The sequence below is a fragment of the Streptomyces sp. NBC_00400 genome (assembly GCF_036048035.1).
Lineage (GTDB): Bacteria > Actinomycetota > Actinomycetes > Streptomycetales > Streptomycetaceae > Streptomyces.
Map to the genome: position 1 here is coordinate 4,402,548 of NZ_CP107940.1, position 25,328 is coordinate 4,427,875.

General features: G+C 72.7%; 19 protein-coding genes and 3 tRNA genes. 10 read left to right on the forward strand and 12 right to left on the reverse strand.

Annotated features, from left to right (window positions below):
• Positions 1-119 precede the first annotated feature (119 nt).
• Entirely contained in the window at positions 120-1,406 is a 1,287-nt protein-coding gene (locus OHS81_RS19180) for an adenylosuccinate synthase (protein ID WP_086717212.1), read from the forward strand.
• Between the two features lie 52 nt (positions 1,407-1,458).
• Here OHS81_RS19180 and OHS81_RS19185 read toward each other — a convergent pair whose 3' ends face one another.
• Positions 1,459-3,294, reverse strand: coding sequence for a serine/threonine-protein kinase (locus OHS81_RS19185; protein ID WP_328385957.1), 1,836 nt, complete (start codon positions 3,292-3,294; stop codon positions 1,459-1,461).
• Positions 3,295-3,573: 279 nt separating this feature from the next.
• A complete protein-coding gene (locus OHS81_RS19190; protein ID WP_443058729.1) occupies positions 3,574-5,259 on the reverse strand; it encodes a protein kinase domain-containing protein in 1,686 nt (561 codons plus the stop codon).
• Between the two features lie 455 nt (positions 5,260-5,714).
• Here OHS81_RS19190 and OHS81_RS19195 point away from each other — a divergent pair, with 455 nt between their 5' ends.
• From OHS81_RS19195 to OHS81_RS19210, 4 genes are all read left to right on the forward strand, one after another.
• On the forward strand, positions 5,715-6,527 hold the full coding sequence (locus tag OHS81_RS19195; protein ID WP_328385958.1) for a VTC domain-containing protein: 813 nt from the start codon (positions 5,715-5,717) through the stop codon (positions 6,525-6,527).
• A gap of 188 nt (positions 6,528-6,715) precedes the next feature.
• On the forward strand, positions 6,716-8,083 hold the full coding sequence (locus OHS81_RS19200) for an aspartate aminotransferase family protein (protein WP_328385959.1): 1,368 nt from the start codon (positions 6,716-6,718) through the stop codon (positions 8,081-8,083).
• A gap of 162 nt (positions 8,084-8,245) precedes the next feature.
• Complete coding sequence (locus tag OHS81_RS19205) at positions 8,246-8,923, forward strand: GntR family transcriptional regulator (RefSeq protein WP_328385960.1); 678 nt, start codon at positions 8,246-8,248, stop codon at positions 8,921-8,923.
• 95 nt (positions 8,924-9,018) lie between these two features.
• A complete protein-coding gene (locus OHS81_RS19210) occupies positions 9,019-9,669 on the forward strand; it encodes a hypothetical protein (RefSeq protein ID WP_328385961.1) in 651 nt (216 codons plus the stop codon).
• Between the two features lie 326 nt (positions 9,670-9,995).
• Here OHS81_RS19210 and OHS81_RS19215 read toward each other — a convergent pair whose 3' ends face one another.
• Positions 9,996-10,763 (reverse strand): SLATT domain-containing protein, encoded by a 768-nt coding sequence (locus OHS81_RS19215; RefSeq protein ID WP_328385962.1) that lies wholly within the window; start codon positions 10,761-10,763, stop codon positions 9,996-9,998.
• Positions 10,764-11,206: 443 nt separating this feature from the next.
• On the opposite strand from OHS81_RS19215, the gene purD reads away from it, so the two are divergent.
• The 3 genes from purD to OHS81_RS19230 all read left to right on the forward strand — a co-directional run bounded on the left by purD (position 11,207) and on the right by OHS81_RS19230 (position 16,644).
• On the forward strand, positions 11,207-12,487 hold the full coding sequence (gene purD, locus OHS81_RS19220) for a phosphoribosylamine--glycine ligase (protein ID WP_328385963.1): 1,281 nt from the start codon (positions 11,207-11,209) through the stop codon (positions 12,485-12,487).
• A 483-nt stretch (positions 12,488-12,970) separates the two neighbouring features.
• A complete protein-coding gene (locus OHS81_RS19225; protein ID WP_328385964.1) occupies positions 12,971-14,800 on the forward strand; it encodes a hypothetical protein in 1,830 nt (609 codons plus the stop codon).
• Between the two features lie 362 nt (positions 14,801-15,162).
• On the forward strand, positions 15,163-16,644 hold the full coding sequence (locus tag OHS81_RS19230) for a N,N-dimethylformamidase beta subunit family domain-containing protein (RefSeq protein ID WP_328385965.1): 1,482 nt from the start codon (positions 15,163-15,165) through the stop codon (positions 16,642-16,644).
• A gap of 36 nt (positions 16,645-16,680) precedes the next feature.
• On the opposite strand, the gene OHS81_RS19235 is transcribed toward OHS81_RS19230, so the two are convergent.
• Positions 16,681-17,580 (reverse strand): LysR substrate-binding domain-containing protein, encoded by a 900-nt coding sequence (locus OHS81_RS19235; protein ID WP_328385966.1) that lies wholly within the window; start codon positions 17,578-17,580, stop codon positions 16,681-16,683.
• Positions 17,581-17,681: 101 nt separating this feature from the next.
• Here OHS81_RS19235 and OHS81_RS19240 point away from each other — a divergent pair, with 101 nt between their 5' ends.
• Positions 17,682-19,007 (forward strand): MFS transporter, encoded by a 1,326-nt coding sequence (locus OHS81_RS19240; RefSeq protein ID WP_328385967.1) that lies wholly within the window; start codon positions 17,682-17,684, stop codon positions 19,005-19,007.
• 140 nt (positions 19,008-19,147) lie between these two features.
• A complete protein-coding gene (locus tag OHS81_RS19245; RefSeq protein WP_328385968.1) occupies positions 19,148-20,047 on the forward strand; it encodes a phosphoribosylaminoimidazolesuccinocarboxamide synthase in 900 nt (299 codons plus the stop codon).
• A 101-nt stretch (positions 20,048-20,148) separates the two neighbouring features.
• Here OHS81_RS19245 and OHS81_RS19250 read toward each other — a convergent pair.
• From OHS81_RS19250 to OHS81_RS19285, 8 genes are all read right to left on the reverse strand, one after another.
• Positions 20,149-20,221, reverse strand: a tRNA-Gly gene (locus tag OHS81_RS19250).
• A gap of 53 nt (positions 20,222-20,274) precedes the next feature.
• Positions 20,275-20,904, reverse strand: a complete 630-nt coding sequence (locus tag OHS81_RS19255) for a response regulator transcription factor (RefSeq protein WP_328385969.1) — start codon at positions 20,902-20,904, stop codon at positions 20,275-20,277.
• A 189-nt stretch (positions 20,905-21,093) separates the two neighbouring features.
• Positions 21,094-22,359: a sensor histidine kinase gene (locus OHS81_RS19260; protein ID WP_328385970.1), complete on the reverse strand. Its 1,266-nt coding sequence runs from the start codon at positions 22,357-22,359 to the stop codon at positions 21,094-21,096.
• 36 nt (positions 22,360-22,395) lie between these two features.
• A complete protein-coding gene (locus tag OHS81_RS19265) occupies positions 22,396-23,214 on the reverse strand; it encodes an ABC transporter permease (protein ID WP_328385971.1) in 819 nt (272 codons plus the stop codon).
• The gene (locus tag OHS81_RS19270) at positions 23,211-24,305 is read right to left on the reverse strand and encodes an ABC transporter ATP-binding protein (protein ID WP_328385972.1); all 1,095 of its coding nucleotides are present in this window, start codon (positions 24,303-24,305) and stop codon (positions 23,211-23,213) included. Before OHS81_RS19270 ends, OHS81_RS19265 begins: the two co-directional genes overlap by 4 nt.
• A gap of 193 nt (positions 24,306-24,498) precedes the next feature.
• Positions 24,499-24,571: transfer RNA gene (locus tag OHS81_RS19275), tRNA-Gly, on the reverse strand.
• Positions 24,572-24,650: 79 nt separating this feature from the next.
• Positions 24,651-24,722, reverse strand: a tRNA-Gly gene (locus OHS81_RS19280).
• 119 nt (positions 24,723-24,841) lie between these two features.
• Entirely contained in the window at positions 24,842-25,162 is a 321-nt protein-coding gene (locus tag OHS81_RS19285) for a histone-like nucleoid-structuring protein Lsr2 (RefSeq protein ID WP_328385973.1), read from the reverse strand.
• Positions 25,163-25,328 lie beyond the last annotated feature (166 nt).

A 25,328-nucleotide genomic window follows, 5' to 3' on the forward strand; every position in this document is an offset into this window, starting at 1 on the left:
GGGCTTCGTCTATTCCGGGGCACCGGTCCGACGTCTCCAGCGATGACGTACGCGTGAACACGCACGCGGACGCCGTCCACGCACGTTGGACATGCCCCGCCCGGAAGGGGTGTACGCCTGTGCCCGCACTTGTGCTGCTCGGTGCTCAGTGGGGTGATGAGGGCAAGGGAAAGGCCACCGACCTGCTCGGTGGGTCCGTTGACTATGTGGTGCGCTACCAGGGCGGCAACAACGCCGGCCACACGGTCGTCGTCGGCGACCAGAAGTACGCGCTGCACCTTCTCCCTTCCGGAATCCTCTCCCCGGGGTGCACCCCGGTCATCGGCAACGGTGTCGTGGTCGACCCGGCGGTCCTGCTCTCCGAGCTGAGCGGACTCAACGAGCGCGGCGTCGACACGTCCAAGCTGCTGCTCAGCGGTAACGCGCACCTGATCACGCCGTACAACATCACCGTCGACAAGGTGACGGAACGGTTCCTCGGCAAGCGGAAGATCGGCACCACCGGGCGCGGCATCGGCCCGACCTACGCCGACAAGATCAACCGCGTGGGCATCCGGGTGCAGGACCTCTACGACGAGTCGATCCTCATGCAGAAGGTCGAGGCGGCCCTGGAGGTCAAGAACCAGCTCCTGTCCAAGCTCTACAACCGCCGCGCCATCGAGGCCGGCCAGGTCGTCGAGGAGCTGCTGGGCTACGCCGACAAGATCAAGGGCTATGTCGCCGACACCACCCTGATCCTCAACAAGGCGCTCGACGACGACAAGGTGGTCCTCTTCGAGGGCGGCCAGGGCACGCTGCTGGACATCGACCACGGCACGTACCCCTTCGTCACGTCCTCGAACCCGACCGCGGGCGGCGCCTGCACGGGCGCAGGCGTCGGCCCCACGAAGATCAACCGCGTCATCGGCATCCTCAAGGCCTATACGACGCGCGTCGGCGCCGGTCCGTTCCCGACCGAGCTGTTCGACGAGGACGGCGAGGCGCTGCGCCGGATCGGCGGCGAGCGCGGTGTCACCACCGGCCGGGACCGCCGCTGCGGCTGGTTCGACGCGGTCATCGCCCGCTACGCGACCCGCGTCAACGGCCTGACCGACTTCTTCCTGACCAAGCTCGACGTGCTCACCGGCTGGGAGCAGATCCCGGTCTGCGTGGCCTACGAGATCGACGGCAAGCGCGTCGAGGAGCTGCCCTACAGCCAGTCCGACTTCCACCACGCGAAGCCGGTCTACGAGACGCTGCCGGGCTGGTCCGAGGACATCACCAAGGCGAAGTCCTTCTCCGACCTGCCGAAGAACGCCCAGGCCTACGTCAAGGCCCTGGAGGAGATGTCCGGCGCCCCGATCTCCGCGATCGGCGTCGGCCCCGGCCGGGACGAGACGATCGAGATCAACTCGTTCCTGTCGTAGCCACGCCCCGCGTGGTCCCCGGGGACACCGCAGCGCACCCGCAGCCGCGCACCTACTCCGCCCTGGAGTAGGTGCGCGGCTGTTTGTCGGTGCCCAGGAACTCGCGGTGCAGGGTGCCGTCGCCGTTCAGGCGGAGGACGGAGCTGCTGCCCGGTGCGCAGCCGGGGGCGGGCCGGTCGACGACGGAGGGGCCGACGGTCAGGCTGCCGCCCTCCGCCGCGAACAGGTCGGCGTGCTCCGTGCAGCGGCCGCCGCGGCCCATGACGACGGTGGTGAGGACCCTGCTGCCCGCCGGGGCCTGTGTGAGGGTGAGGCGCTGGCTGCCGTAGCCGTCGGCGTCCGGCCGCTGCCAGGTGCCGAGGTAGCCGGCCGGGACGGTGGATTCGGCCGGGCCGGTGCGGTGCAGGGTCGCGGTGCGGCCGGCCGCCGCCCAGGCCAGGGTGCCGCCGTTGCCCGCTTCGAGGGTGTGCTCGCCGAGCGCGGCGCAGCGGCCCGCGGGGATCGACCGCACGACCGTGGTGTCCAGCCGGAGCACCGGGTGCCCGTCGTGCGCCGTGACGGACACCAGCTTGCCGTCGCTGCGGCATTCGTAGGTGGCGCCGAGGCTGGTGCTGTTGGCGACCACCTCGCCGGCCGTGCCGTTGGTGATCACGAACCGCCGCTGCTGCCCGGTGGGCTCCCCGTCCCGCAGCACCGGGCCCGACCAGGTGCCGACGAAGCGGGCCGGGATGTCGGACGCGCTCCGGTCGGCGCTCGCGCCGCCGCTCAGCAGCGGGACCGCGACGGCGGTGGCGGCGGCCGCGGCAACGGCGCCGGCGCCGGCGGTGGCGAGCAGGAGGGGGAGCCGGCGGGGGCGGCGGCGGGGCGCCGGTGCGGAGGGCTCGTCCGGGGGCGGCGGTGCGGGAGCGGGGGAGGGGCGGGTGGACGTGAGCGTCGGCGGCCGGCCCCCGGGCGGGGTGTCGGTGTCCAGGAGGCGTACGGCGTGCCGGCCCAGGCTCGCGATCAGCTCCGCCGGCAGCCAGGGGGCGGCCAAGGAGCCGGCGGGTACCGGCCCCATGCGGTCGGCGATCTCCCCGGGGGTGGGCCGCGCTGCCGGGTCCTTGGCCAGACAGTCCTGGATGAGGCCGCGGATGCCGTCCGGCGCCCCCGTCAGCTCGGGCTCCTCCTGGGCAATCTTGAACATCACCGCGTGGAAGCCCGAGGTGGAGCTGCCGAACGGCTGCCGCCCGGTCGCCGCGTACGCCAGCACCGACCCCACGCAGAAGACATCGCTGGCCGGGCCGGCGCGCTGCCCCCGTACCTGCTCGGGCGACATGAAGCTGGGCGAGCCGAGCACCGTGCCGGTGCGGGTCCCGGTCCGGTCCCCGACCGCGTCCAGGGCGCGCGCGATACCGAAGTCGATGACCCGCGGCCCGTCGATGGTCAGCAGCACATTGGACGGTTTGAGGTCGCGGTGCACCAGGCCGACGCCGTGGATGTCGCGCAGCGCGCAGGACAGCCCGTACGCCAGCCGCCGCAGCGAATACTCCGGCAGCGGGCCCGGGCGCCGGATGAGGCCGTAGGTGCCGCCGACGACCTCGCCCAGGGTGGGGCCCGCGATATATCCGGTGGCGACCCACGGGACCGCTGCGTCGGTGTCGGCGTCCAGCACCGGCGCTGTCCACCGCCCGCCGACCCGCCGCGCGGCCGCGACCTCGGCACGGAAGCGGTCCCGGAACTCTTCCTCCACGGCGAGTTCGGCCTTCACCAGCTTCACGGCGACGGTCCTGCCGCCCTCGGAACGGGCGAGGTAGACGCGCCCCATCCCGCCGCCGCCGAGACGGCTGAGCAGCCGGTAGTCCCCGATCCACGGCGGATCGTCGGCCGTCAGCTCCCGCAGGCCGTCCATCCGGGCGCCCTCCCCCGTCTCGTGGTGTGCCTGAGGCGCGTTCCGGCAGCAGGCGTGCTCCGAGCGTAGGCGGCCGCGGATCGCGTCAGGGCCGAGAGATCGTCACGACGGGGGAACAATCGGCGCCCGGACGGGAGCGAGGGGCGTGACGGGGCGCGGGAAGGGGAGCGCGGCCGAGCGCGTCCGCACGGGCCGTCTGCTTCTCCGGGCCGTCAGCTTCTCCGGGTTGTCAGCTTCTCCGGTTCTCCGGGCCGTCTGCGTCCCCGGGTCTCGGGGCCGTCAGCTTCTCTTGTCGGACGGCAGCTTGTGGTACGTCAGCGCCTTCCCGTCGTCGGAGATGCGGCGCAGCTTGCCGCGCACCATCTCCAGGGTGCTCGGCGAGCCCGGAGAGCAGCCGTCCGGCCCGGAGACCACGGTGGAGGGGCCGAGGCGGACCGGCGGCCCCGCATGGGCCAGTGCGGCGGCGAACTCGCAGCGGTAGTCCGCCCCGGTCGCCGTCATCGTCAGCACGATGTCACCGGCCTTGCCCTGCGTGAGGGTGAAGCGCCGGACCTCGTCGTGGGAGTCGCCCAGCGTCGCCTCCCACGTGCCCAGGTAGTCCGCGGGAAGCCTGCCCTTCGCGGACCCCGCCGTCCGCTGGGCGCCGGTGCCGCCCGCGTCGCCGGCGTCCGTCGACCGCAGGCCGCTGCCGTCCGCGCTCATCAGGGCGTACGCAGCGACCGCACCGGCCCCGGCGAGCACCAGCGCGGCCGCGGTGACCAGGGCGGCACCGGCACCGCGGCGGCGCGGCGGCCTGCCGGCCGGGGCGGGCGTCGACGCCGCGTCAGGGTGGGGTGCGGAGGTGGCGGGCGAGTACGCCGCCGGGCCCTGAGACGGCGGTGGCGCCGTCGCCGGGGCGCGGCCCGGTGCGGAGGGCGTGGGCACGACGGCGGTGGGCGGCTCCCCGTCCCGGGCGGTGTCCCGGTTCTGCGGGTTCTCCGCCGCCAGCAGTTCCACGGCGTGCCGCCCCAGCCGCGCGGTCAACGCCCCCGGCAGCCACGGCTCGTCGTCCGCACCCGGCCGGCCCCCGTCACCGCTGCCGCCCTCCGCCTGCGCCACCAACTGCGCGGGCGTGGGCCGCTGTCCGGGGTCCTTGGCGAGAGCGCCGGCGATCAGCCCGCGCAGTCCCTCGGGCACCGCGGAGAGGTCGGGATCCTCCTGGGCGATGCGGAACATCACGGCGTGCGCGACGCTGTCGGCCGTCCCGAACGGCTGCCGCCCGGTCACTGCGTACGCCAGCACGGCACCGAGGCTGAAGACGTCGCAGGCCGGGGTCAGCGGCGCGCCGCGCACCTGCTCCGGTGACATGAAGCCGGGCGAGCCGATCGCCCCGCCGGTATGCGTCACGCCGTGGCCGGCCACCGCTTCCAGGGCGCGCGCGATGCCGAAGTCGATGACCCGCGGCCCGTCGATGGTGAGCAGCACGTTGGACGGCTTGAGGTCGCGGTGGATGATTCCGGCGGCATGGATCGACCCCAGCGCACGGGCCAGCCCGGCGGCCAGGATCCGTACCGTCCGCTCGGGCAGCGGGGTGCCGCTGCCGCCGACGACCTGCTGCAGGGAAGGCCCCGCGATATAGCCCGTGGCGAGCCAGGGGGTCTCGGCCTCGGTGTCCGCGTCCAGTACGGGTGCGGTCCACTCCCCGGCGACCTGCTGGGCTGCCCGCACCTCCCGCCGGAAGCGCGCCCGGAACTCCTCCTCACCGGCCAGCTCCGCACGCACCAGCTTGACCGCGACCGTACGGCCGCGGTCCGAACGGGCCAGGAACACCCGCCCCATGCCGCCCTCGCCGAGCCGCCCGAGCAGGCGGTAGTCCCCGATCCGCGGCGGATCCTGCGCATCCAGCGGCATCAGCCCCGCCGGTCCGTTTGCGCGCCCCAGCAGCCTCTGCCACCCCTGTGGCCCCACATGTCCTGGCCGTTCCACGATCTTCCGCCCCTTCCCCCCGAATCCGCCCCCCGGGCGAGTGGGCGGGCCGCCTGTGCACACGTGCTGCCCGCGCCCCCTCCGCCGCGGTGAGGATACCGAGGGCGCCTTGGCCCCCGGCAGGCCGCGGGCCGTCATGCCCCCGCAGCCGGCGGTGTCCGGGGCACCGGCCGACTCTTCCCGCGCCGCCCAACTCTTCCCACGCCGCCGAGAGTTCCGGCAGCGCCGCCATGAACCGCCCGCCCGTGGCCGGGATGCGACGTTCCCGGATGTCGGTTTTCGCGTCCCGGAACTTTCCGACGGGCGAGGATCGTCGTACGCGTACCCCGACGCCCACCACGCCCACGGCGGGCACCGCGACCACCCCGCCACCGACCTCGGCACCACGCCCACGGAACAGCGCCTCCCGGCCCCGCACGCCCCCTCTCCCGTCCCTCAACCGCCAAGGAGACCGTGTGATTCCCGCCGTACGCGCCCTCGCCCGTGCCGCCATGGCCGCACGCCCGGTGCCGCTCGCCGACGTCCAGGCGCGGGCCGAACTCCTCGCCCGTTTCGACCGCCGCTACCTCGTCCCGGTCGAGGTCTTCGCCGCCTTCGCGGCCGAACTCACTGACCACCGCAGGCCGGGCGGCCCGTTCGCGGCGCTGTGCATCAACGGGCGCCGCTGGTTCCGCTACCGCTCCCTCCACTACGACACCCCTGACCTGCGTTCCTTCCACGACCACCGGCAGGGCCTGCCACTGCGCTACACGATCCGCGAGCGGCACTACGAGGACATCGGGGAGCGGCAGTTCGAGGTCAAGCTCACCGGACGGCGCGGCGAGACGGTGAAGCACCGGCGGCCGCTGCTGCCGGGCGACCCCGCCCTCGGTGCGGCCCCGCGCGGCTTCCTCGCCGCCGTACTGGACCGCGCCTACGGCCTTGCGGCCCCCACCGACCTCGACGGCGCCCTGGAGACCGACTACACCCGCGCCACCTTCGTCGCGGACGGCCTGCGCATCACCTGTGACGCCGCGCTGCGCTGCCGGGACCTGGAGTCCGGCCGCACGGTACGCGCCGACGGCGGGCTGGTCCTCGTCGAGATCCGGACTGCCGGCCGGCTGACCGACGCGGACCGGCTGACCGAGGCGGACCGGCTGCTGCGCGGCCACGGCGTCCGGGCCGCCGCCTTCACCCGCTACTGCGGCGGACTGTCGGCACTGCGCCCGGACCTGGCCGCCGATCACTGGCGCCACGCGGTACGGACGGCCTTTCCCACGGCCGCCTGACCCACCCGGCTGCGAGGCCACGGGCCACCGCAGCCGGCCGCCCGCGATTCTGGACAGAATGTCCGCGCGTCGTGGGTGGAGTCACACACAGTGTCGGTACCGCCCGGCGGACCGTGATCCCTACGCTGAGGGCGTTCGCCGCGACCGTCCCACGGCGGACCCGAGCGACCCGATCCGAGGTACTGACCGTGACCACGACGCCCTCCGCCTCCGCCGACCCGTCAACCGGCGCGGCCGTCAAGGCCGCCGACCGCGCGCACGTCTTCCACTCCTGGTCCGCGCAGGGCCTGATCGACCCGCTGCCGATCGCCGGCGCCGAGGGCGCGTACTTCTGGGACCACGACGGCAACCGCTACCTCGACTTCTCCTCGCAGCTGGTCAACACCAACATCGGCCACCAGCACCCCAAGGTCGTCGCGGCGATCCAGGAGCAGGCCGCCAAGCTGTGCACCATCGCGCCCGGATTCGCCGTGGACGTACGGTCCGAGGCCGCCCGGCTGGTCGCCGAGCGCACCCCCGGCGACCTCGACAAGATCTTCTTCACCAACGGCGGCGCGGAGGCCGTGGAGAACGCGGTCCGCATGGCCCGGCTGCACACCGGCCGCGCCAAGGTGCTCTCCGCCTACCGCTCGTACCACGGCGCCACCGCCACCGCGATCAACCTGACCGGCGACCCGCGGCGCTGGCCCTCCGACACCGCCTCCGCCGGTGTCGTGCACTTCTGGGGCCCGTTCCTCTACCGCTCGGCCTTCCACGCCGAGAACGAGGCGCAGGAGTGCGAGCGCGCCCTCGCGCACCTGGAGCAGACCATCGCCTTCGAGGGCCCGCAGTCGATCGCGGCGATCATCCTGGAGACGGTGCCCGGCACCGCCGGCATCATGGTCCCGCCAGCCGGCTACCTCGCCGGCGTCCGGGAGATCTGCGACCGCCACGGCATCGTCTTCATCCTCGACGAGGTCATGGCGGGCTTCGGCCGTACCGGCAAGTGGTTCGCCGCCGACCACTTCGGCGTCACCCCCGACCTGCTGACCTTCGCCAAGGGCGTCAACTCCGGCTACGTCCCGCTGGGCGGCGTCGCGATCAGCGCCGAGATCGCCGCGACCTTCGACCAGCGCCCCTACCCGGGCGGTCTGACCTACTCCGGCCACCCGCTGGCCTGCGCCTCCGCCGTCGCCACCATGAACGCGATGGCCGAGGAGCGGATCGTGGAGAACGCCGCCGGCATCGGCGAGCGGGTCATCGGCCCCGCGCTGCACGAGATCGCCGCGCGCCACCCGTCCGTCGGCGAGGTCCGCGGTATGGGCGTCTTCTGGGCGCTGGACCTGGTCAAGAACAAGGAGACCCGCGAGCCGCTGGTCCCCTACAACGCGGCCGGCGCGGCCAACGCCCCGATGGCCGAATTCGCCGCGGCCTGCAAGCGCGGCGGCCTGTGGCCGTTCGTGAACATGAACCGGACGCATGTCGTCCCGGCCTGCACGATCACCGAGGCCGAGGCCAAGGAGGGCCTTGCCGCCCTCGACGAGGCCCTGACGGCGGCCGACGCCCACACCGTCTGAGCCCCCCCAGGCGACGCCGCCGGGGGCGGAACCGCAGGTCACGGACGTGCCGTCCGGCGGACCGACGGTAACCTCGGGCGGCATCGCGGTGCGGCCCTCGCCTATCGTGGGCGGGGGCCGCTCCCACCTGCGCGGTCAGGGACGTCGAAGGAGACGCACACGATGGCCGCCGGCGGAGACAGCTCAGTCATACGACGCAGCACCCTGCGCCAGCAGATCGCCGACGCACTGCGCGACGAGGTCCTGGCCGGCCGGCTGCCGTCCGGCCACCCCTTCACCGTCAAGGAGATCGCCGAGCAGTACGGCGTCTCCGCCACCCCCGTGCGCGAGGCGCTGCTCGACCTCTGCGCCCAGGGCCTGCTCGACGTCGAACAGCACCGCGGCTTCAAGGTGCACGCCTTCACCGCCGACGACTTCCGCGCCATGGTCGAGGCCCGCACCCTGATCATCGAGGGCATCTTCCGCAGCGGCGCCGACCGTGCCCTGCGGGAGACCCCCGCCGAGGTGCTGATCTCCATCCGGCGCCGCGCCGACGAGGCCGAACGGGCCGCGCGGGGCGGTGACCTGGACGTCCTGATCGGCTACGACCTGCGGTTCTGGCGCGAGCTGAGCAGCATCGTGAACAACGCCTACATCAGCGACTTCCTGGACCGGATCCGCGTCCAGACCTGGATGTTCGCGGTGCCGCTGCTGCGCCGCGAGGGCGATCTCAAGGGGCATCTGTGGCAGGGCCACAGCGCGCTGGCCGACGCCCTGCTCCAGCACGACCTGCCGGCGGCCCAGCGGCTGATCGCCGAGTACAACGAGCACTCCCTCGCTCTCGTCGGAACGCGCGGGTAGCACTACGCTGTCCCGACCATCGGCCGTAATGGGCCGTACCCGTAGCTGTACGTGCGCCGGTGTCCCTGTCCCCGACCGGAAGCGAGCCCACACTCGTGGCATGTGACCTGTGGCTGGTACCCCTCGTCGATGTGCTGTGCCACAGCCCCGACAACCCGTTCTCCGAAGAGATCGCCGGCTACGACAAGGCCCTGACGGAAGCGGGTCTGCCACCGGTCCCGGTCTTCAGCTATATGCCCGGTCTGTCCGGTGACGTCGCCCCCGTCGCCGGCTTCGACTACGACGCACTGCACTTCCTGCGCCGCGCCTACCTGCTGCGACTGTGCAACCTGGAAGTGACCCCGGTCGACGAACTGGGTGGTGACTACGAGCAGTTGCTGGAGATGTTCGAGACCACCGCGCAGCAGTCCCATCTCGTGTGGCATTACGACCACGCCGGCGCCTACGTCCCGGTCGACTTCCCGCACCCGCTCGCCAACGACGAACTGCTGGAGGGTGGCGGCCCGCTGGGCTCCTCGCACGGTCTGCTGCGCGACCTCGAACTTGTTGCGCCATCCCTCGGTATCGATCCGGCCAATCCGCCGGCCGCCCCCGCCCCGCCGGCCGGCCCCACCTCCCTGGAGGAGCGGGCGGGCGCGGTCCCCCTGGACGACAGCCCGTTCGCCCGGGAACGGCACGTATGGCTCGGCCTGCACGCGGCCGCCACCCGAAGCCTGGGCCAAGGCTCCATGATCGTCTTCAGCTGACCCGCACCCACCCACTGACCGTCCCCACCCACCACCTGATCTCCACCCACTCACGGGAGGGGACGGGCCGGAGGGGCGGGGTGTCCGGACGTAAAGCGAAGCAGTCCGGACACCCCGCCCCTCCGGCCCGTCCCCGCACCCACAGCCCCGCGCAGCGGACCTGGCCCGCCGCAGGCGCAACGGCAGCAACCGCGGCGGGAAAGCCGACAACGGGCCGAGGCAAAGCGCAGCGAACCGGCCCGCCGCCAGGCGCAACGGCGAGCAACCCCCACGGCGGGACAGCCGGAAACGTGGGAAGCCAAAGATGGGAAGCCAAAGACAAGCGCTCAACGCGCGTCCGGCGGCCGCTGCCGCGGCATGTTCGGCCGCGCCCGCTGCGGCACCACAAACCGCCCCGGCGGCCCCGGCTCCTCCTGACGCGCTTCCACGGCGGCGAAGCCGCCCCCGCGCGCCGCGGCAAACCGCAGCGAATCGGCCCGGAAGTCCGCCATCCAGTCGGCCGTCTCGGCCCGTACCAGCTCCCCGAGGTCTTCGTTGAACCGCCGCAGCACGCCCAGACAGCGCTCGGCCGCCTCACCCGCCGAACCCTCGGCCGGCCCGAGCACCTCGCGCACACTCTCCACCGCCCAGTCGAACTGCAGCGCCTCCAGCCGCCGGTGAATCGCCTGGGCGGTCGCCAGGTCCCGCATCCAGCCGGCGGTCACCCCGAAATACCGGTCGCAGCCCACACACACCGCCGCCAGCAGCAGCGACAGAGCGCCCCAGGGTGCCCCGCCCTGCCGGATCCCGGCCAGATCCAGCAGCGGGAGCACCCCGCCCGCCGTCATCCCGGCCGCGGCCCCCACCCGCAGTATCCGCGCGCCGCGGCGTTTGGCCCGCCGGCCGCGCAGATACCAGTCGGCGCTGCGCAGCGCGCCCTCCTCGCACCAGAGATAGAGCGCGTCCAGGCGGTCGGCCGGCTCCCCCCAGTCGCCGAGCGGAAAGACCCGCCCCGCAAGATCCCTCCGGCCGCGGCCCCGGCTGCCGCTCTCCCGGGTGGGGCTGCTGCCACCCTCCCGAGGGGGCCCCTCGGGCTGCATCTCCGGATGACTCACCCGTGCACTCCCTCTCTGTCTCCACAGCACTCTGTAGCTCTCCACGGACACGTGCGGTGCGTGACGTATACGCGCAGTGCCCGCGTGACGTATACGTGCAGTGCCCGCGTGACGGACACGTGCAGTGCGTCCGTGACGTCTACGCGCGGCGCCTGCGTGACATATGCGTGCGGTACCTGCGCGACACCTACGCGCGGTGCCTGCGTGACATACGAGACGACCGTTGCGCCCGGCCCCTTCCTACCGCCGAACGGCTGGCGTCGGCCCCACGATCACGCTCTTTCCGCCCGGAAGTGGGGCGGGATCGGATATAAGGCCGCCGGGGATCTCACCCGAAAGAGTTGCCACCGCGGCGACGCACGGTTTCCGGCCGCTCCTGGCTCCTCCGCCACCCGGGCCCGGCCGACGTCCGGCCGCCCGGCGCTCTCGTCTAGGCTGCCACCGTGAAGGTCCTCGTCATCGGCGGCGGCGCCCGCGAACACGCCCTGTGCCGCTCTCTGTCCCTCGACCCCGACGTCACCGCGCTGCACTGCGCTCCCGGCAACGCCGGTATCGCCGAGGTGGCCGAATTGCACGGGGTCAACGCCCTCGACGGCGCGGCCGTCGCCGAACTCGCCGTCGGCCTGCAGGCCGACCTGGTCATCGTCGGTCCCGAGGCCCCCTTGGTGGCGGGCGTCGCCGACGCCGTACGCGACCGCGGCATCCCGGTCTTCGGCCCCTCGGCCCAGGCCGCCGAGCTGGAGGGCTCCAAGGCCTTCGCCAAGGACGTGATGGCCGCCGCGGCCGTCCCCACCGCCCGCAGCTATGTGTGCACCACCCGGGAAGAGATCGACGAGGCCCTGGACGCCTTCGGTGCCCCGTACGTCGTCAAGGACGACGGCCTGGCCGCCGGCAAGGGCGTCGTGGTCACCGACGATGTCGAGGCGGCCCGCGCGCACGCCCTGGCCTGCGACCGCGTGGTCATCGAGGAGTTCCTGGACGGCCCCGAGGTCTCGCTCTTCGCGGTCACCGACGGCAACGCCGTCGTCCCGCTGCAGCCCGCCCAGGACTTCAAGCGCGCCTACGACGGTGACGAGGGCCCCAACACCGGCGGCATGGGTGCGTACAGCCCGCTGCCCTGGGCCGACCCCAAGCTGGTCGACGAGGTCATGGCCACCGTCCTGCAGCCCACCGTCGACGAGCTGCGCCGCCGCGGCACCCCCTTCTCCGGGCTGCTCTACGCGGGCCTGGCGATCACCTCCCGCGGGGTGCGGGTGATCGAGTTCAACGCCCGTTTCGGCGACCCGGAGACCCAGGTCGTCCTCGCCCGCCTCAAGACCCCGCTCGCCGGTCTGCTGCACGCCGCGGCCACCGGCACCCTCGCCACCCTCCCGCCGCTGCGCTGGAGCGACGGCGCGGCGGTCACCGTCGTCATCGCCTCCCACAACTACCCGGACACCCCGCGCACCGGCGACCCGATCGACGGCCTTGCCGACGTCGCGGAGCAGGACGGCCCCAAGGCGTACGTCCTGCACGCCGGCACCAAGCGGGACGAGAGCGGCGCGGTGCTCAGCGCGGGCGGCCGGGTGCTGTCCGTCACCGCCACGGGCTCCGACCTCACCACCGCCCGGCAGCGCGCCTACCGCGCCGTCGGCCGGATCTCCCTGGACGGCTCGCAGCACCGCACGGACATCGCCGCCAAGGTCGCGGACGCGGACGCGGCGGCGGGGACACAGGGCGCGTAGGGGGCGCCTCCCCCCTGGGCCTGTCCAGGCCTGCCCCGCCGGTCGGGCCGGCGGGGCAGGCCGGTCCCGTTTTCGGTGGCCTCTTGGGTGACATCTCTCCTGGGGCATATGCCACATACCGTGACATATGCCCCAGGCCTCTCGGTGGAGACCGGGCCGAAGCGTCCACGGCCCATACCCGCCGGGCGCGGGTTCCCGGCTTTGCCCAAAGCCATTCCATCGAGTGACCGCACCAGGTATACGGCTGACGAGGCCCACACCCCCAACTAAGGTGCGGCGCAAGCGTCCTGTGGTCACCGGGCCGGAATCCGGCACGGCTGCCGCGGCGGCGTCCGGCAAGTGGCTCACCGGCATTGCGATGTCAGTGGCCGGTGCCACAGTGGTGGTGGAGTGCCCTCGCTCCACTCACCGCGCAATTCTCGTACGTCCGTCCCGTGTTCTCTCCGTCCGTCTCCATCAGGACAGCAGGGGGTGTACAGGCTCGTGGCAAGTCCGGAAACAGGCGTCCTGGCGGCGCGTGCCCGCGCCCTTGCCGTGCTGCGGATCCGCAGCACGGCGCTGGCCGTCGCGCTGCTGCCGGCGGCCGTGGCCGTGGTGCTGTTCACCGGCCGGGCGACCGGCCACCTCGGTGCGGGTGCCGGCTGGGATCTGGCCCGCTGGATCGCCGGCGGTCTCGCGGTGCTCAGCCTGCTCCTGGCGGCGCTGGTCACGGCCGTCGTCGCGCGCGCCAGACCCGCGCTCAGCCCGTCCGTGCCGATCTCCGAGAAATCGGCCCCCGATCTCTACCGCCTGGTCCGCGATCTCGCCGACCGCCTGGAGGTCCCCGCACCCTCGGCCATAGCGCTCACCCCGGACTGCGACAGCTGGCTGGAGGACCGTACGCACCGTGCCCACGGCCCGCCGCGCCGCGGCAGGGGAGCGGCGCCGCGCGAAGGGCGCCGGACGGCCGAGGCGCCGGTCCTGGTCATCGGCTCGCCCTTCCTGTGGTGGATGCGGGTCGCCGAGCTGCGCGCCCTGCTGGCCCCGGTCGTCGCCGGCACCGGCCCGTCCGCTCACCCCGACATAGCGGCCGCCCGCCGCTTCATCCGTGGCCTGGATGCTGCCGTCGCCGTATCGGCCCGCGCCCGGGGCCCGCTGCGCGCCCTCCCGCTCCGCTTCGTGGGCCGGGTGGCGCGACTGCTGCTGCGGGCCGGCCGCGAACACGCCACGATCATGGAGCGCGCCGTCGCCGCCGCCGCCTCCGAGCGCGCACAGACCGTCGACTACGGCCTGCGGATCGTTGCCCAGGAGCAGGTCGGCCTCGCCTACGCGGGCTGGGACCGGCTGCTGACCCGGGTGGCGCTGCCCGCCTGGCGGATGGGCCGCTGGCCGTCGCGGCTGGACGCCGGAGTGGTCTCCGCGCTCACCGAACTCTCCCGCCGCGACCGCCTGGCCAACGGCTTCGCCTCCCGTCTCGGCGAGCGCCCGGCCTGCGATCTCCTGGAGGAGCCGGGCGCCATCGACCGCGCCGCCTCCCTGCTGGCCGCCCGCCTCTTCCACGGCGGCCCGGCCGAGCCCGGGCCCGACTGGTCGCCGGTCGGCTGGAGCCAGTACCCGGAGGAGGTCGTGGACCGCAAATGGCGCCTGGAGGCCGCCCGCCTCCACCGCGTCCTCGACAACCTCCCGGCGACCCCGCTCCCGGCGGCCCCGCCCACTCCGGCGGCCCCGGACCCCGCCTGCGCCCCGCCCCTCTCGTACGCCCGCTCCTCCCCCCGTACGCCCGCGGGCCACCACCCGGCGGACCGCCCCGCCGTCGGCCCGTCGTCCGCCGGCCGCCGTGACGACCCGCCGGCCGCACCGGCTCCGGGCCCCACCCTGGCCCGTGTGATCGACCGGCTCGTCCAGGACGAGCGGGCGGGCGATCTGGTCGCCGCCCGGCTGGGCGCGGAGGTCGAGCGCGAGGAGCGCGAGGAAGCGGCCCGCCAGGCCGCCCGCTGCGGCGCGGCTCAGGACGCCGGCATCGGTGTGGCCTGGGGCGACGGCATGGTGTCCGAGGGCGGCCTCCCGCTGTTCCCGCTGCAGCCGCCCCGTACGGGCCGCGAACTCCTCGCCGACCACGTCACCGCCATGGTCTGCTGTGCCGCCGTCGACACCGCGGGCGCCGCCCCCGGCCTGGACTGGCTCGACGGTCCGGCGCTGCTGGTCGACGGCGCGCGCCGCGCCGACCTCGGCCGCCCGGTGCTCAGCCTGGTCGACGACGGCGACGCGGAGCCGCTTCGCGGCTGGCTGACGACGGTCGGCGTACGCCCCGAGAAGCCGGTCCGGCTGGTATGACCGGAACGACCGGGATAGCCGGGACGACCGGAGCAGCCGGAGCAGCCGGAACGGCCCGGGCAAGCGGAATGATCGGAATGACCGGAGAGCCGTGCTCAGGGCCGCAGGCAAAGCCGCGCTCAAAGCCGCACTTATCCGCCGGGCGGGGGCCGGACGCCTCGTCCCGTACCTCCCGCACCACCGGCTGAATGTTCCCTTCCAGTTCGCATTTCGGGGGCTGCACCCTCTAAATTCACGACGAAGGGTGACGAAGTGAGTGCGTAATGTGATGTGCTGAGGGATGGTCGGCCGGGTTCACCCGGCCGGACGCAGTAGCGGCTCGATCGGCTGCGGCCGATGGGGGATGTGGGAGGGGAGTGAAGGTGGCGACGGATCAGATCAGGCGCTGGGAGTCGGGTGCGCTCGCCCACGCGGTCACGGACCCGTTCGGGCAGGGCCCGCTGCCCTGGCTGCGCGGCAGCGAGAACTACTTCGACTCCGGCCGCATCATTCCCTGGTACGTCGACCCCGCCGTCGCCCAGGGTGCACTGCCGGTGCGGGACCCCGGCAAGCACAACGGGCCGCGTACCGCCGATGACGTCCACCGCCAGATCAAGGGCTTCGCCGGTCCCGGTGCGGTGGCCCCCGGCGAGGCCATCGACTTCCGCGTCTCGGTGGACCCGCCCCAGCCGTTCAACATCGACATCTACCGCATCGGCCATTACCGGGGCGCCGGTGCCTCCAAGATCACCAACAGCCCCCGCCTGGCCGGTATCGTCCAGCCGCCCCCGCTGACCGCCGACCGCACGGCCTCCTGCCACCACTGGTGGCTCTCCTGGCGCCTGCAGGTCCCCATGTCCTGGCAGCTCGGCGCCTATGTCGCCGTGCTCACCACCGCCGACGGCCGCTACCGCTCCCACATCCCCTTCACGGTCCGCGACCACCAGCCCGCCGACCTCCTCCTGCTGCTGCCCGACATCACGTGGCAGGCCTACAACCTCTACCCGGAGGACGGCCGGACCGGCGCCAGCCTCTACCACGCCTGGGACGAGGAGGGTGCACTGCTCGGCGAAGCGGACGCCGCCACCACCGTCTCCTTCGACCGCCCCTACGCCGGCGCGGGACTGCCCCTCCATGTCGGCCATGCCTACGACTTCATCCGCTGGGCCGAGCGCTACGGCTACGACCTCGCCTACGCCGACGCCCGCGATCTGCACGCCGGACGCGTCGACCCGTCCCGCTACCGCGGCCTGGTCTTCCCCGGCCACGACGAGTACTGGTCGGTGCCCATGCGCCGTACGGTCGAGCACGCCCGCGACAACGGCACCTCCCTCGTCTTCCTCTCCGCCAACACCATGTACTGGCAGGTCGATCTCTCCCCCACGCCCTCGGGGCCGGACGCGCTGCTCCACTGCCGCAAGCGGCAGGGCCCCGGACGTCCCGCGCTCTGGCGGGAGCTGGGAAACCCCGAACAGCGGCTGATGGGCATCCAGTACGCCGGCCGGGTCCCCGAGCCGGCCCCCATGGTCGTACGCAACGGCGGCCACTGGCTGTGGGATGCCACCGGCGCCCACGAAGGCGACGAGCTCCCCGGCCTGGTCGCCGGCGAGGCCGACCGCTACTTCCCGCGCACCAGCCTCCCCGAGCACACCGAACGCATCCTGCTCGCCCACTCCCCCTACCGCGACAGCGAAGGCGCCCGCCGTCATCAGGAGACCTCCCTCTACCGCGCCCCCAGCGGCGCCTGGGTCTTCGCCTCCGGCACCTTCGCCTGGTCCCCCGCCCTCGACCGCCCCGGCCATGTCGACGAACGCATCCAACGCGCCACCGCCAACCTCCTCGACCGCATCTGCAAACGCGACTGAGCCCACGGGGGCCCGCTACCGCGCGGCGGCCGCCCGTTACCGCGCGGCGGCCGGCCCCAACTCCCGTGCCAGCGCGACCGTCAGCGCCCGGAAGATCCGCACCTCCGGATTCGGGTCCCCGGCGCGAGTGGCGAGCACGCTCTGCGCCCATGGCGCATCCAGTACCGGTACGAACACCGCCCCCGGCCACGGGTAGTAGCGCGCGAACGACTTCAGTCCCGAGCCCGCTCCCCGCCCCGCCGCCACGCTCGTCAGCACATCCTGCGGGGTCAGCGCGTAGTCGAAGCCGCGCCGTTGGCCCTCGTTGAAGTACAGGTAATCGGCGAAGGGCTGCGGTGTGTGCGAGGGCAGCCGCAGATACGGCAGGTCGATGACGTCCGCCATCCGCACCCCTTCGTGCGCGGCGTCCGCGAGCGAGGACGCCGACGGCACCGCCACGATCCGCTGCTCGGTCGTCAGCACATCGGCCTCGATCTCCGCACTCCGGACCAACGGCCGCACGAACGCCACGTCCACCCGGTCCTCGCGCAGCGCACTGCAGTGCTCGGTAAAGGTCAACTGCACCAGCGACACGGGGACGTCGGGCCGCGCCCGGCGGAAGGCGCTGATCGCGGCCGGGGTCACCTCGGCCGACCCGTGCCCCATGACGCCGACCCGCAGTGGCCGGGCCGGTGCCGTCCCCTGTGCCGCGTCCGCCACATCGTCCATGGCGGCGTTGGCGGCGGCGAGCAGCGTACGGGCGTGGGAGACCAGCCGCCGCCCCGCCGCGGTCGGCGCCACGGGGCTGCGCTCCAGCAGGAGGGTGCCGAACTCCCGCTCCAGTTGCTGTACATGGCCGGTCACCGCCGCGGGAGACAGAAACAGCCGGGCCGCCGCCCGCCCGAAGTGCCCCTCCTCGACCACGGCAAGAAAGGAGGAGAGCCGCCGCAGATCCATGCGGTCCACGATAATTCCGGACGCGCGCCGCCACCGGGGGCCGTTCAGTTTTCCTGAACGGGGGAGGCGCCACGGCCCGCGCGGCCCGTACAAAACGTTCCATGACGACCACGGCACCTCCCGCCACCTCCCGGACCACCCACCGTCCGATCCGTCACCGCCACTGGCTGCGCACGGGCTGGGTGATGACCGCCTCGGGCTGGAGCGCCAATCAGTTCTCCGCCCTCCTCGGCGCCTACCATGCGGACCTCGGTCTGACCGGGGCCACGACCACCGCCCTCTTCGGCGTCTATGTCCTGGGCCTGATCCCCGGTCTGTTCCTGGGCGGTCCGGCCGCCGACCGCCGCGGCCGCCGCCCCGTCGTCTTCGCCGCTCTCGCCCTCTCCGCGCTGGCGACCGTGCTGCTGATGGCGGGTTCGGTGGCCACCGGCCTGCTGTGGCCCGGCCGCTTCCTGACCGGTATCGGGGCCGGCGCCCTGCTCAGCGCCGGCGGCGCCTGGATCAAGGAGCTGTCCTCGCCTCCCTACGACACCCACTCGACGGCCGGCGCCGCGGCCCGCCGTTCGGGACTCTTCCTCTCCGCGGGCTTCGCCACCGGGGGGCTGGCGGCGGCGCTGATAGCCCAGTGGGCCCCGGCGCCCATGATCACCGCATACCTGCCCCACCTCGCCCTCTCCGCGACAGCCGCGCTCCTGGCGTCCCGCGCACCGGAAACGGCCCGCACCGGCAGTCGGGGGGCCGGCCATGTGTCCGGCGCACCCGCACCCGGACCGTCCCCTGCGCCGCACGGCCCCGCACCGGAACCGTCCCCCGCCCCCGCCCCCGCCTCCGCCCCAGGCCCCGCCTCCGCCCCAGGCCCGGCCTTCCGCCGCCTGGTCGCCCCCGTCGCCCCCTGGGTGTTCGTCGCCCCCAGCATCGCCCTCGCCACCCTCCCCGGGCTCGTCGATGCGGGGCTCACCGGCTGGCAGACCGTGTACGCCGGGATCGTCACCGCCGTCACCCCCGGCGCCGGCCTGCTCGTCGCACCCCTCGCCCGACGCCTCGCCGCCCGCCACCGCATCGCCACCGCCGTGGCCGGACTCGCCGCCGTCATCGCCGGCCTGCTCCTCGCCGCCTTCGCGGTCGCCCGCATCCGGCCGGACGCCGCACTGCTCGCCGCCGCCGTCCTCGGCGCCGGATACGGACTGTGCGTGGCATACGGCCTCACCGAAGTCGCCGCCCTTGCGCCCCCGGACCGGCTGGCCCGCCTGACCGCCCGCTTCTGGGCCCTGTGCTACCTGGGTTTCTGCACCCCGTACGCGATCACGCTGCTCACCGGCCTGTTCGCCCCGGCCACGGTGCTGCTCGCGGTGGTCGTCCCGGCCGCGGTCACTCTCGCGCTGATCGCCCGCCGGGGTGCCCGCCAGGGTGCCCGCCCCACCGCCTGACGCCCGGCTCCCGCCGCCTGACGCCCGGCTCCCGCCGTCTGACGCCCGGCTCCCCGGCGTACCCGGCCCCCCGTCCGCCACCACCGGCCCGCGTAAGGGAGAATCGGTATGACTCCTGGATCAACCTACGCGGAGGAAGCGTGCCCGGTTTTGTAGAAAAGCCTGAGCCGGTGGAGGTTCCCGGGCTCACCCACCTGCACACCGGCAAGGTGCGCGACCTCTACCAGAACGCCGCCGGCGACCTGATCATGGTCGCCAGCGACCGCACCTCCGTCTACGACTGGGTGCTGCCCACCGAGATCCCCGAAAAGGGCCGCATCCTCACCCAGCTGTCCCTGTGGTGGTTCGACCAGCTCTCCGACCTGGCCCCCCACCACGTCCTCTCCACCGACGTCCCGGAGGGCGCTCCCGCCGACTGGGCGGGCCGCACCCTGGTCTGCAAGTCGCTGCGGATGGTCCCCGTCGAGTGTGTGGCCCGCGGCTACCTCACCGGCTCCGGCCTCGCCGAATACCGTCAGACCCGTACCGTCTGCGGCCTGGCCCTCCCCGAAGGCCTCGTCGACGGCTCCGAGCTCCCCGCGCCGATCTTCACCCCGGCCACCAAGGCCGCCGTCGGTGACCACGACGAGAACGTCTCCTACGAGGAGGTCGTCCACCAGACCGGCGCCGAGGTGGCCGCCCAGCTCCGGCAGACGACCCTCGCCGTCTACAGCCGGGCCCGCGACATCGCCCGCGAGCGCGGCGTCATCCTGGCCGACACCAAGTTCGAGTTCGGCTTCGACGGTGAGCAGCTGACCCTGGCCGACGAGGTCCTGACGCCCGACTCCTCGCGCTTCTGGCCGGCCGACCTGTGGCAGCCGGGCCGCGCCCAGCCGTCCTTCGACAAGCAGTTCGTCCGCGACTGGCTGACCTCTCCCGCCGCGGCCTGGGACCGTACGGGCGAGTTGCCGCCGCCCGCCCTCCCGCACGAGATCGTCGAGAGCACCCGCGCCAAGTACGTCGAGGCCTACGAACGCCTTACCGGCCTCAGCTGGGCGTGAGCCCGTCTCCGGCCCGGGCCGTACCCGGGCCGGAGAACAGGTGCCGCGCACACGAAAAAGCCCCGTCCGACATCACTGCCGACCGGGGCCTTCTCCTTCTGAGCGGACGACGAGGCTCGAACTCGCGACCTCAACCTTGGCAAGGTTGCGCTCTACCAACTGAGCTACGTCCGCATGCTCCGTGCACAGCTCCTGGAACCAGTCGCCGCCGCGCGGTGCGGGCACCACTATAGCCAACCTCGCTCGCGGGCGAGGCGCGCCGCGGCGTGACGGTTCTCCGCACCCAGCTTCGCGGTCGCCGACGAGAGGTAGTTCCGCACCGTCCCTGGCGACAGCGAGGCCCGCTCCGCGATCTCCGCGACCGGCACCCCGTCCTCGGCGCACTCCAGCACCTCCGCCTCCCGGGCCGACAACGGAGACTCCCCGGCACTGATCGCATCCGCCGCCAACTCCGGGTCCACATAACGGTTTCCGGCATGGACCGTGCGTATGATCTCCGCCAGCCGCTGCGCCGACACCGTCTTGGGAACGAACCCCCGCACCCCGGCTTCCAGCGCCCGCTTCAGATGCCCCGGCCGGCCATGGCTCGTCACGATCATGGACCGGCACCCCGGCACCTCACCCCGCAGAGATGTGGCCACTGCCACACCGTCCGCCCCCGGCATCTGCAGATCCAGCACCGCCACATCCGGCCCGTGCGCCCGGGCCATCGCCCGCGCCTCCGGTCCCGACGCCGCCTCGGCCACCACCAGCAGGTCGTCCTCCAACGACAGCAACGCCGCCAGCGCTCCCCGGATCAGATGCTCGTCATCCGCGAGCAACACCCGGATCACCTCGCCACGCACCCCGTCACTCACCCGCCGCCCCACCTCTCCGCCCACCATGAACCCCGTGCCGCCCCCCCGTGCCGACCCCCGTGTCGAGTCCTGCGCCGAACCCCCGCACCAGATCCCCGCACCGCAGCAATCCCCGCACCAAGTCCTTGCGCCGAACCCCTGCCCCCGCCCCGCGCCCTTCACCCGCGTCATCCGCACCCTCACCCCTCCCTACCCCGTCACCGCCCCCATCGGTATCGGCAGCTCGACCGTCAGACGGTAGGAGCCCTGCGGGACCGGGCCCGAAGCCAGGGTGCCGCCCAAGGGCTGCAGCCGTTCCCGCAGTCCCTTGAGGCCGCTGCCGGGCAGCGGGCCGCCCCCGGTGGTGACCGGCAGGTGGGTGGTGACACCGTCGTTCTCCATGGTCATCACGAGTACCGAGCGGTGCCGATCGATCAGCGTCCGCACCGCACAGTGCCGCACCTCGGCGGCGTGCCGCAGAACGTTCGTGGTGCCTTCGCGTACGACCCAGCCGAGCGCCGACTCCACCTCCGGCGGCAGCTGCGTCTCGTCCTCGCCCTCGATACGGCACTCCACCCCGGCCGCCCGCAGGATGGAGCGGGCCCCGGCCAACTCCGCCCGCAGATCGGCCTTGCGGTAACCGCGCACCACCTCCCGTACCTCGCGCTGGGACTCCTGGGCGATCCGCTGCACCTCCACCATCTGCTCCACGGCCTCCGGCCGCTCCCGCCGGGCGAGCTGGACAGCCAGCTCGCTCTTCAGGGCGATCACCGCCAGATTCCGGCCCATGACGTCGTGCAGATCCCGGCCGAACCGCAGCCGTTCCTCGGCGACCGCGAGCCGTGCCTCGGTGCCGCGTGCCGCGTCCAGCTTCCGGACCACACCGAGCATCCAGCCCGTGGGCCGCGCTATCACAAAGCTCCACAGGCCGGCGAAGACCGGCAGGCTCGCCATCGCCAGCGCCCCCAGCCAGGAGCCCGTGAGCACCCCGAGCAGCAGGATCAGCCCCATCGTGGCGGCGGCCAGCGCTGCCAGGAACCTCCGCTTGGACACCACCAGGCAGTGCGCCATGAAGAACGGTGTGAGGGTGGCGCCGATCGCGATGGGCACCGTGGCCAGATGTTCGCCATGGCCGAGGCCGTTGACCGCGATCAGCATGACCAGCGCGATCCCGGCGGCGAGCGTCAGCACACCCGAGACGAGCAGCAGGCCGCGCGGTGTCGCCCCCAGCTGCAGATAACGGTTCAACGCCCGGTTCAACAACGGGACGGCCAGCGCGCCCTGAACCACGTTCAGCCCACTGGCGACGACGGCCAAGGTGACCGGCAACGGGTTGCCGCCGGTGATGCTCATGACGGGCATCACCCCGCCGATCACGGGTAGCCAGGGAATGGCGTACAGCGTCCAGCGGAAGTACGCCTCGACCATGCCCACCTGGCTCCGCCGCCGCCACATCGCCCGTAGCTGTCCGATCATGCGCTGCCCGCCCCCGTTGCCCGATCTCCTGCGCCGTTAGCGCCGCGGCTCCCAGCGGAACCACCGCTGCACAGCAAACAGCGCGAGCCCGGCCCAGGCCAAGCCGGTGACCAGCTGCCCCACCGTCTCCTTGAGACCCCCGCCGCCGGTCCAGCCGCCGCGTATCAGCTCCATCGCAGGCGACAGCGGCAGGAATCCGAGGAACGCGGCGATCCGCTCCGGAAAGATGTCCAGCGGGACCATCACCCCGGACCCGGCCAGCGACAGCATGATGAAGGGCATCACGATCAGCTGAGCGGACTCGGTCGACCTCGCGAAGGCGGAGGTTGCCGCTGCGAGCCCGACGACCGTGACCATGCCCAGCAGCACTCCTGCGACCAGCAGGTGCGGTGCGGTGGGCAGGTCGGTGTCCAGCACCAGCGCGCCGAGGACGGCGAGAAGCACGCACTGCGCCAGCCCTATCAGCACCGAGGGGAGCGCGGTGCCGGTCAGTATTTCCAGATCCCGCAGTTCTCCGGTGCGCAGGCGCTTGAGCACCAGTTCCTCGCGCCGGGCGACATAGGCGGCGGTGACGTTGGAGTAGACGGCAAAGGCCAGAACGCAGCCGAGAGTGCCGGGCAACAGCACTGTGCCGACCGACAGCCCCGTGCCGGCCAGATTCATCGAACCGACCCCCTGCCGCATGGCGAACGCCATCACAATCGGGAGGAACAACGACGTGTACAGCGCGGACTTGTTGCGGACGAGAAGCGTCAACTCGGCCCGTCCCAGGGCGCGCAGACGGCCGGCAGTGCGGGTTTCCGCGGGAATTCTGCCCCGCTCATCGCCGACAGCTTGGCTTGTACCTGCACTCATGTGTTCTCCAGCCCCTTTGCGATGTGCAGAAATGCCTCTTCCAGGGACGCGGATCTGACGTCCAGTCCGCGCAGCGTTATCCCCTTGTCCTGCGCCCAGACCAGCACCTCCGTCGCGGTCCGCTGCAGTTCGTCCGTCCGCAGCCGGACCGTGCGCCCGGTCGTCTCATGGCCGATGACTCCCAGTTCCCCCAGCGGCGGGAGATCGCCTGCATGGAACCCGTCGGGCAGCTCGAAGGAGAGGTGCGAGGGATGCGCGGCGACCACGTCCGCGACATATCCCGCCGCCGCTATCCGCCCGCCGTGCAAAATCGCCAGCCGGTCCGCCAGCTCCTCGGCTTCCTCGAGATAGTGCGTGGTCAGCACGATGGTGGTGCCGGAGTCCCGCAGCTCGCGGACCAGCTCCCAGGTGGCATGACGCGCCTCGGTGTCCAGCCCGGTCGTCGGCTCGTCCAGGAACAGCACCTCGGGCCGCCCCAGCAGCGCGAGCGCGAGATCCAGCCGCCGCCGCTCGCCGCCGGACAGCTGCTTGACCCGGACGTCCTTGCGCCGGTCCAGTCCCACGGAGCCGAGGGCTTCCTCGACCGGGCGCGCCCCGGTGGTGCACCCCGCCCACATCCGCAGGGTCTCCGCCGGCGTCAGCTCGGCGGGGAATCCGCCTTCCTGCAGCATGACGCCGATACGGGGCCGCACCTTGTCCCGCTCCCGGAACGGATCATGGCCGAGGACCCGGATCCGCCCGGACGTGGGCGCGGCCAGCCCCTCCAGCAGTTCGAGGGTGGAGGTCTTGCCCGCACCATTGGTGCCGAGCAGCGCGAACAGCTCGCCCCGGTCGACGGTGAAGTCGATGCCCCTCACGGCCTCATAGCTCTCCTGCGCGCCGGACCGGCTCCGCCCGCCCGGCCGGCTGCGCCCCTCCGCCCGCCCTCCGGACTTGCTCCGCCCGCCCGGCTCGCGGGTCTCCTTCCCACGCCGCCCGGCCGCGCCGTAGCGCCTGCGGAGTTCGGTGACTTCGATCACGCCGACGCCGGAGCCGGTGCTCCCGGCGACGCCGCGGCCGGCCTCCGCGATGGCTTTCTCCCCGATGTTCATGAGTCCAGCGTTTCGCCGGATCGCGTTTCCGGGCAGTGCGTCCTGTCATCGCAGCCGATGACAAATGTCAGTTGCCAACGCCGGAAGGGAGGGAAGGGGGAGGGCGCGACAGAGAGGGAACGCGGAGGGTGCGACATGATCGCCGGAAAAGGAAGAAGACCCCGGTCGCAATGACCGGGGTCTTCTCTTTCCGAGCGGACGACGAGGCTCGAACTCGCGACCTCAACCTTGGCAAGGTTGCGCTCTACCAACTGAGCTACGTCCGCAGGCATCCACCCGGCTTTCACCGAGCGGCGCGACAGCTACTGTACCTGATCCCGTGACCGGGAACGGTCGAGCTGTCAGAGCGGGTGACAGGGATTGCACACTGCGCCTCCCTCTTGGAAAGAGGGCGCTCTACTACTGAGCTACACCCGCGTGACTCCGTGAGGTCCGGCCTTTCGGCCTCGCCCCTCGGCGTGTTCCAGACTCTAGCTGATCAGTAGGGGTGCTGTGCAAGTCGGCTGTGCCCGGGCCGGGGGACGAGCTGAAGTCGGTTAGTGGTTGGCGGTGTTGAAGGCCTCGTAGACCTTCTTGGGGATCCGGCCGCGCGGGGGGACGTCCATCTGGTGGGACCGCGCCCAGGCGCGGACGGCCGCGGGGTCGGGGTTCACCGCGGTCCGGTGGTAGGCCTTGCCGGACTTGGCCCGCTTGCGGCCGGCCTCGACGAACGGGGCGAGAGCACCGCGCAGTTTCTTCGCATTGGCTGGATTGAGGTCGATCTCGTACGACTTCCCGTCCAATCCGAAGGCGACCGTCTCTGCGGCTTCTCCTCCGTCGATGTCATCGGAGAGCGTTACTACTACGCGCTGCGCCACGGATATCGGTCCTTTCGTGGAGCGACCCCTTGTTGACGTGGGGTGATGCTCCGGATCCGGCTGATTGGGATCAATGCTTTTTCATTTGTACAGCGATGGGCATTGCATTGTGAAGCCCAGTTAATTTCGTCAGCGTGTCTTCCCGCAATCCGGACCCCGGATCTTT

Coding starts and splice junctions, on each gene's coding strand:
- OHS81_RS19185 (WP_328385957.1), bottom strand. CDS start 3,294: ATGGACGGCCTGCGGGAGCTGACGGCCGACGATCCGCCGTGGATCGGG.
- OHS81_RS19205 (WP_328385960.1), top strand. CDS start 8,246: ATGGCCGCCGGCGGAGACAGCTCAGTCATACGACGCAGCACCCTGCGC.
- OHS81_RS19235 (WP_328385966.1), bottom strand. CDS start 17,580: ATGGATCTGCGGCGGCTCTCCTCCTTTCTTGCCGTGGTCGAGGAGGGG.
- OHS81_RS19240 (WP_328385967.1), top strand. CDS start 17,682: ATGACGACCACGGCACCTCCCGCCACCTCCCGGACCACCCACCGTCCG.
- OHS81_RS19260 (WP_328385970.1), bottom strand. CDS start 22,359: ATGATCGGACAGCTACGGGCGATGTGGCGGCGGCGGAGCCAGGTGGGC.
- OHS81_RS19265 (WP_328385971.1), bottom strand. CDS start 23,214: ATGAGTGCAGGTACAAGCCAAGCTGTCGGCGATGAGCGGGGCAGAATT.
- OHS81_RS19270 (WP_328385972.1), bottom strand. CDS start 24,305: ATGAACATCGGGGAGAAAGCCATCGCGGAGGCCGGCCGCGGCGTCGCC.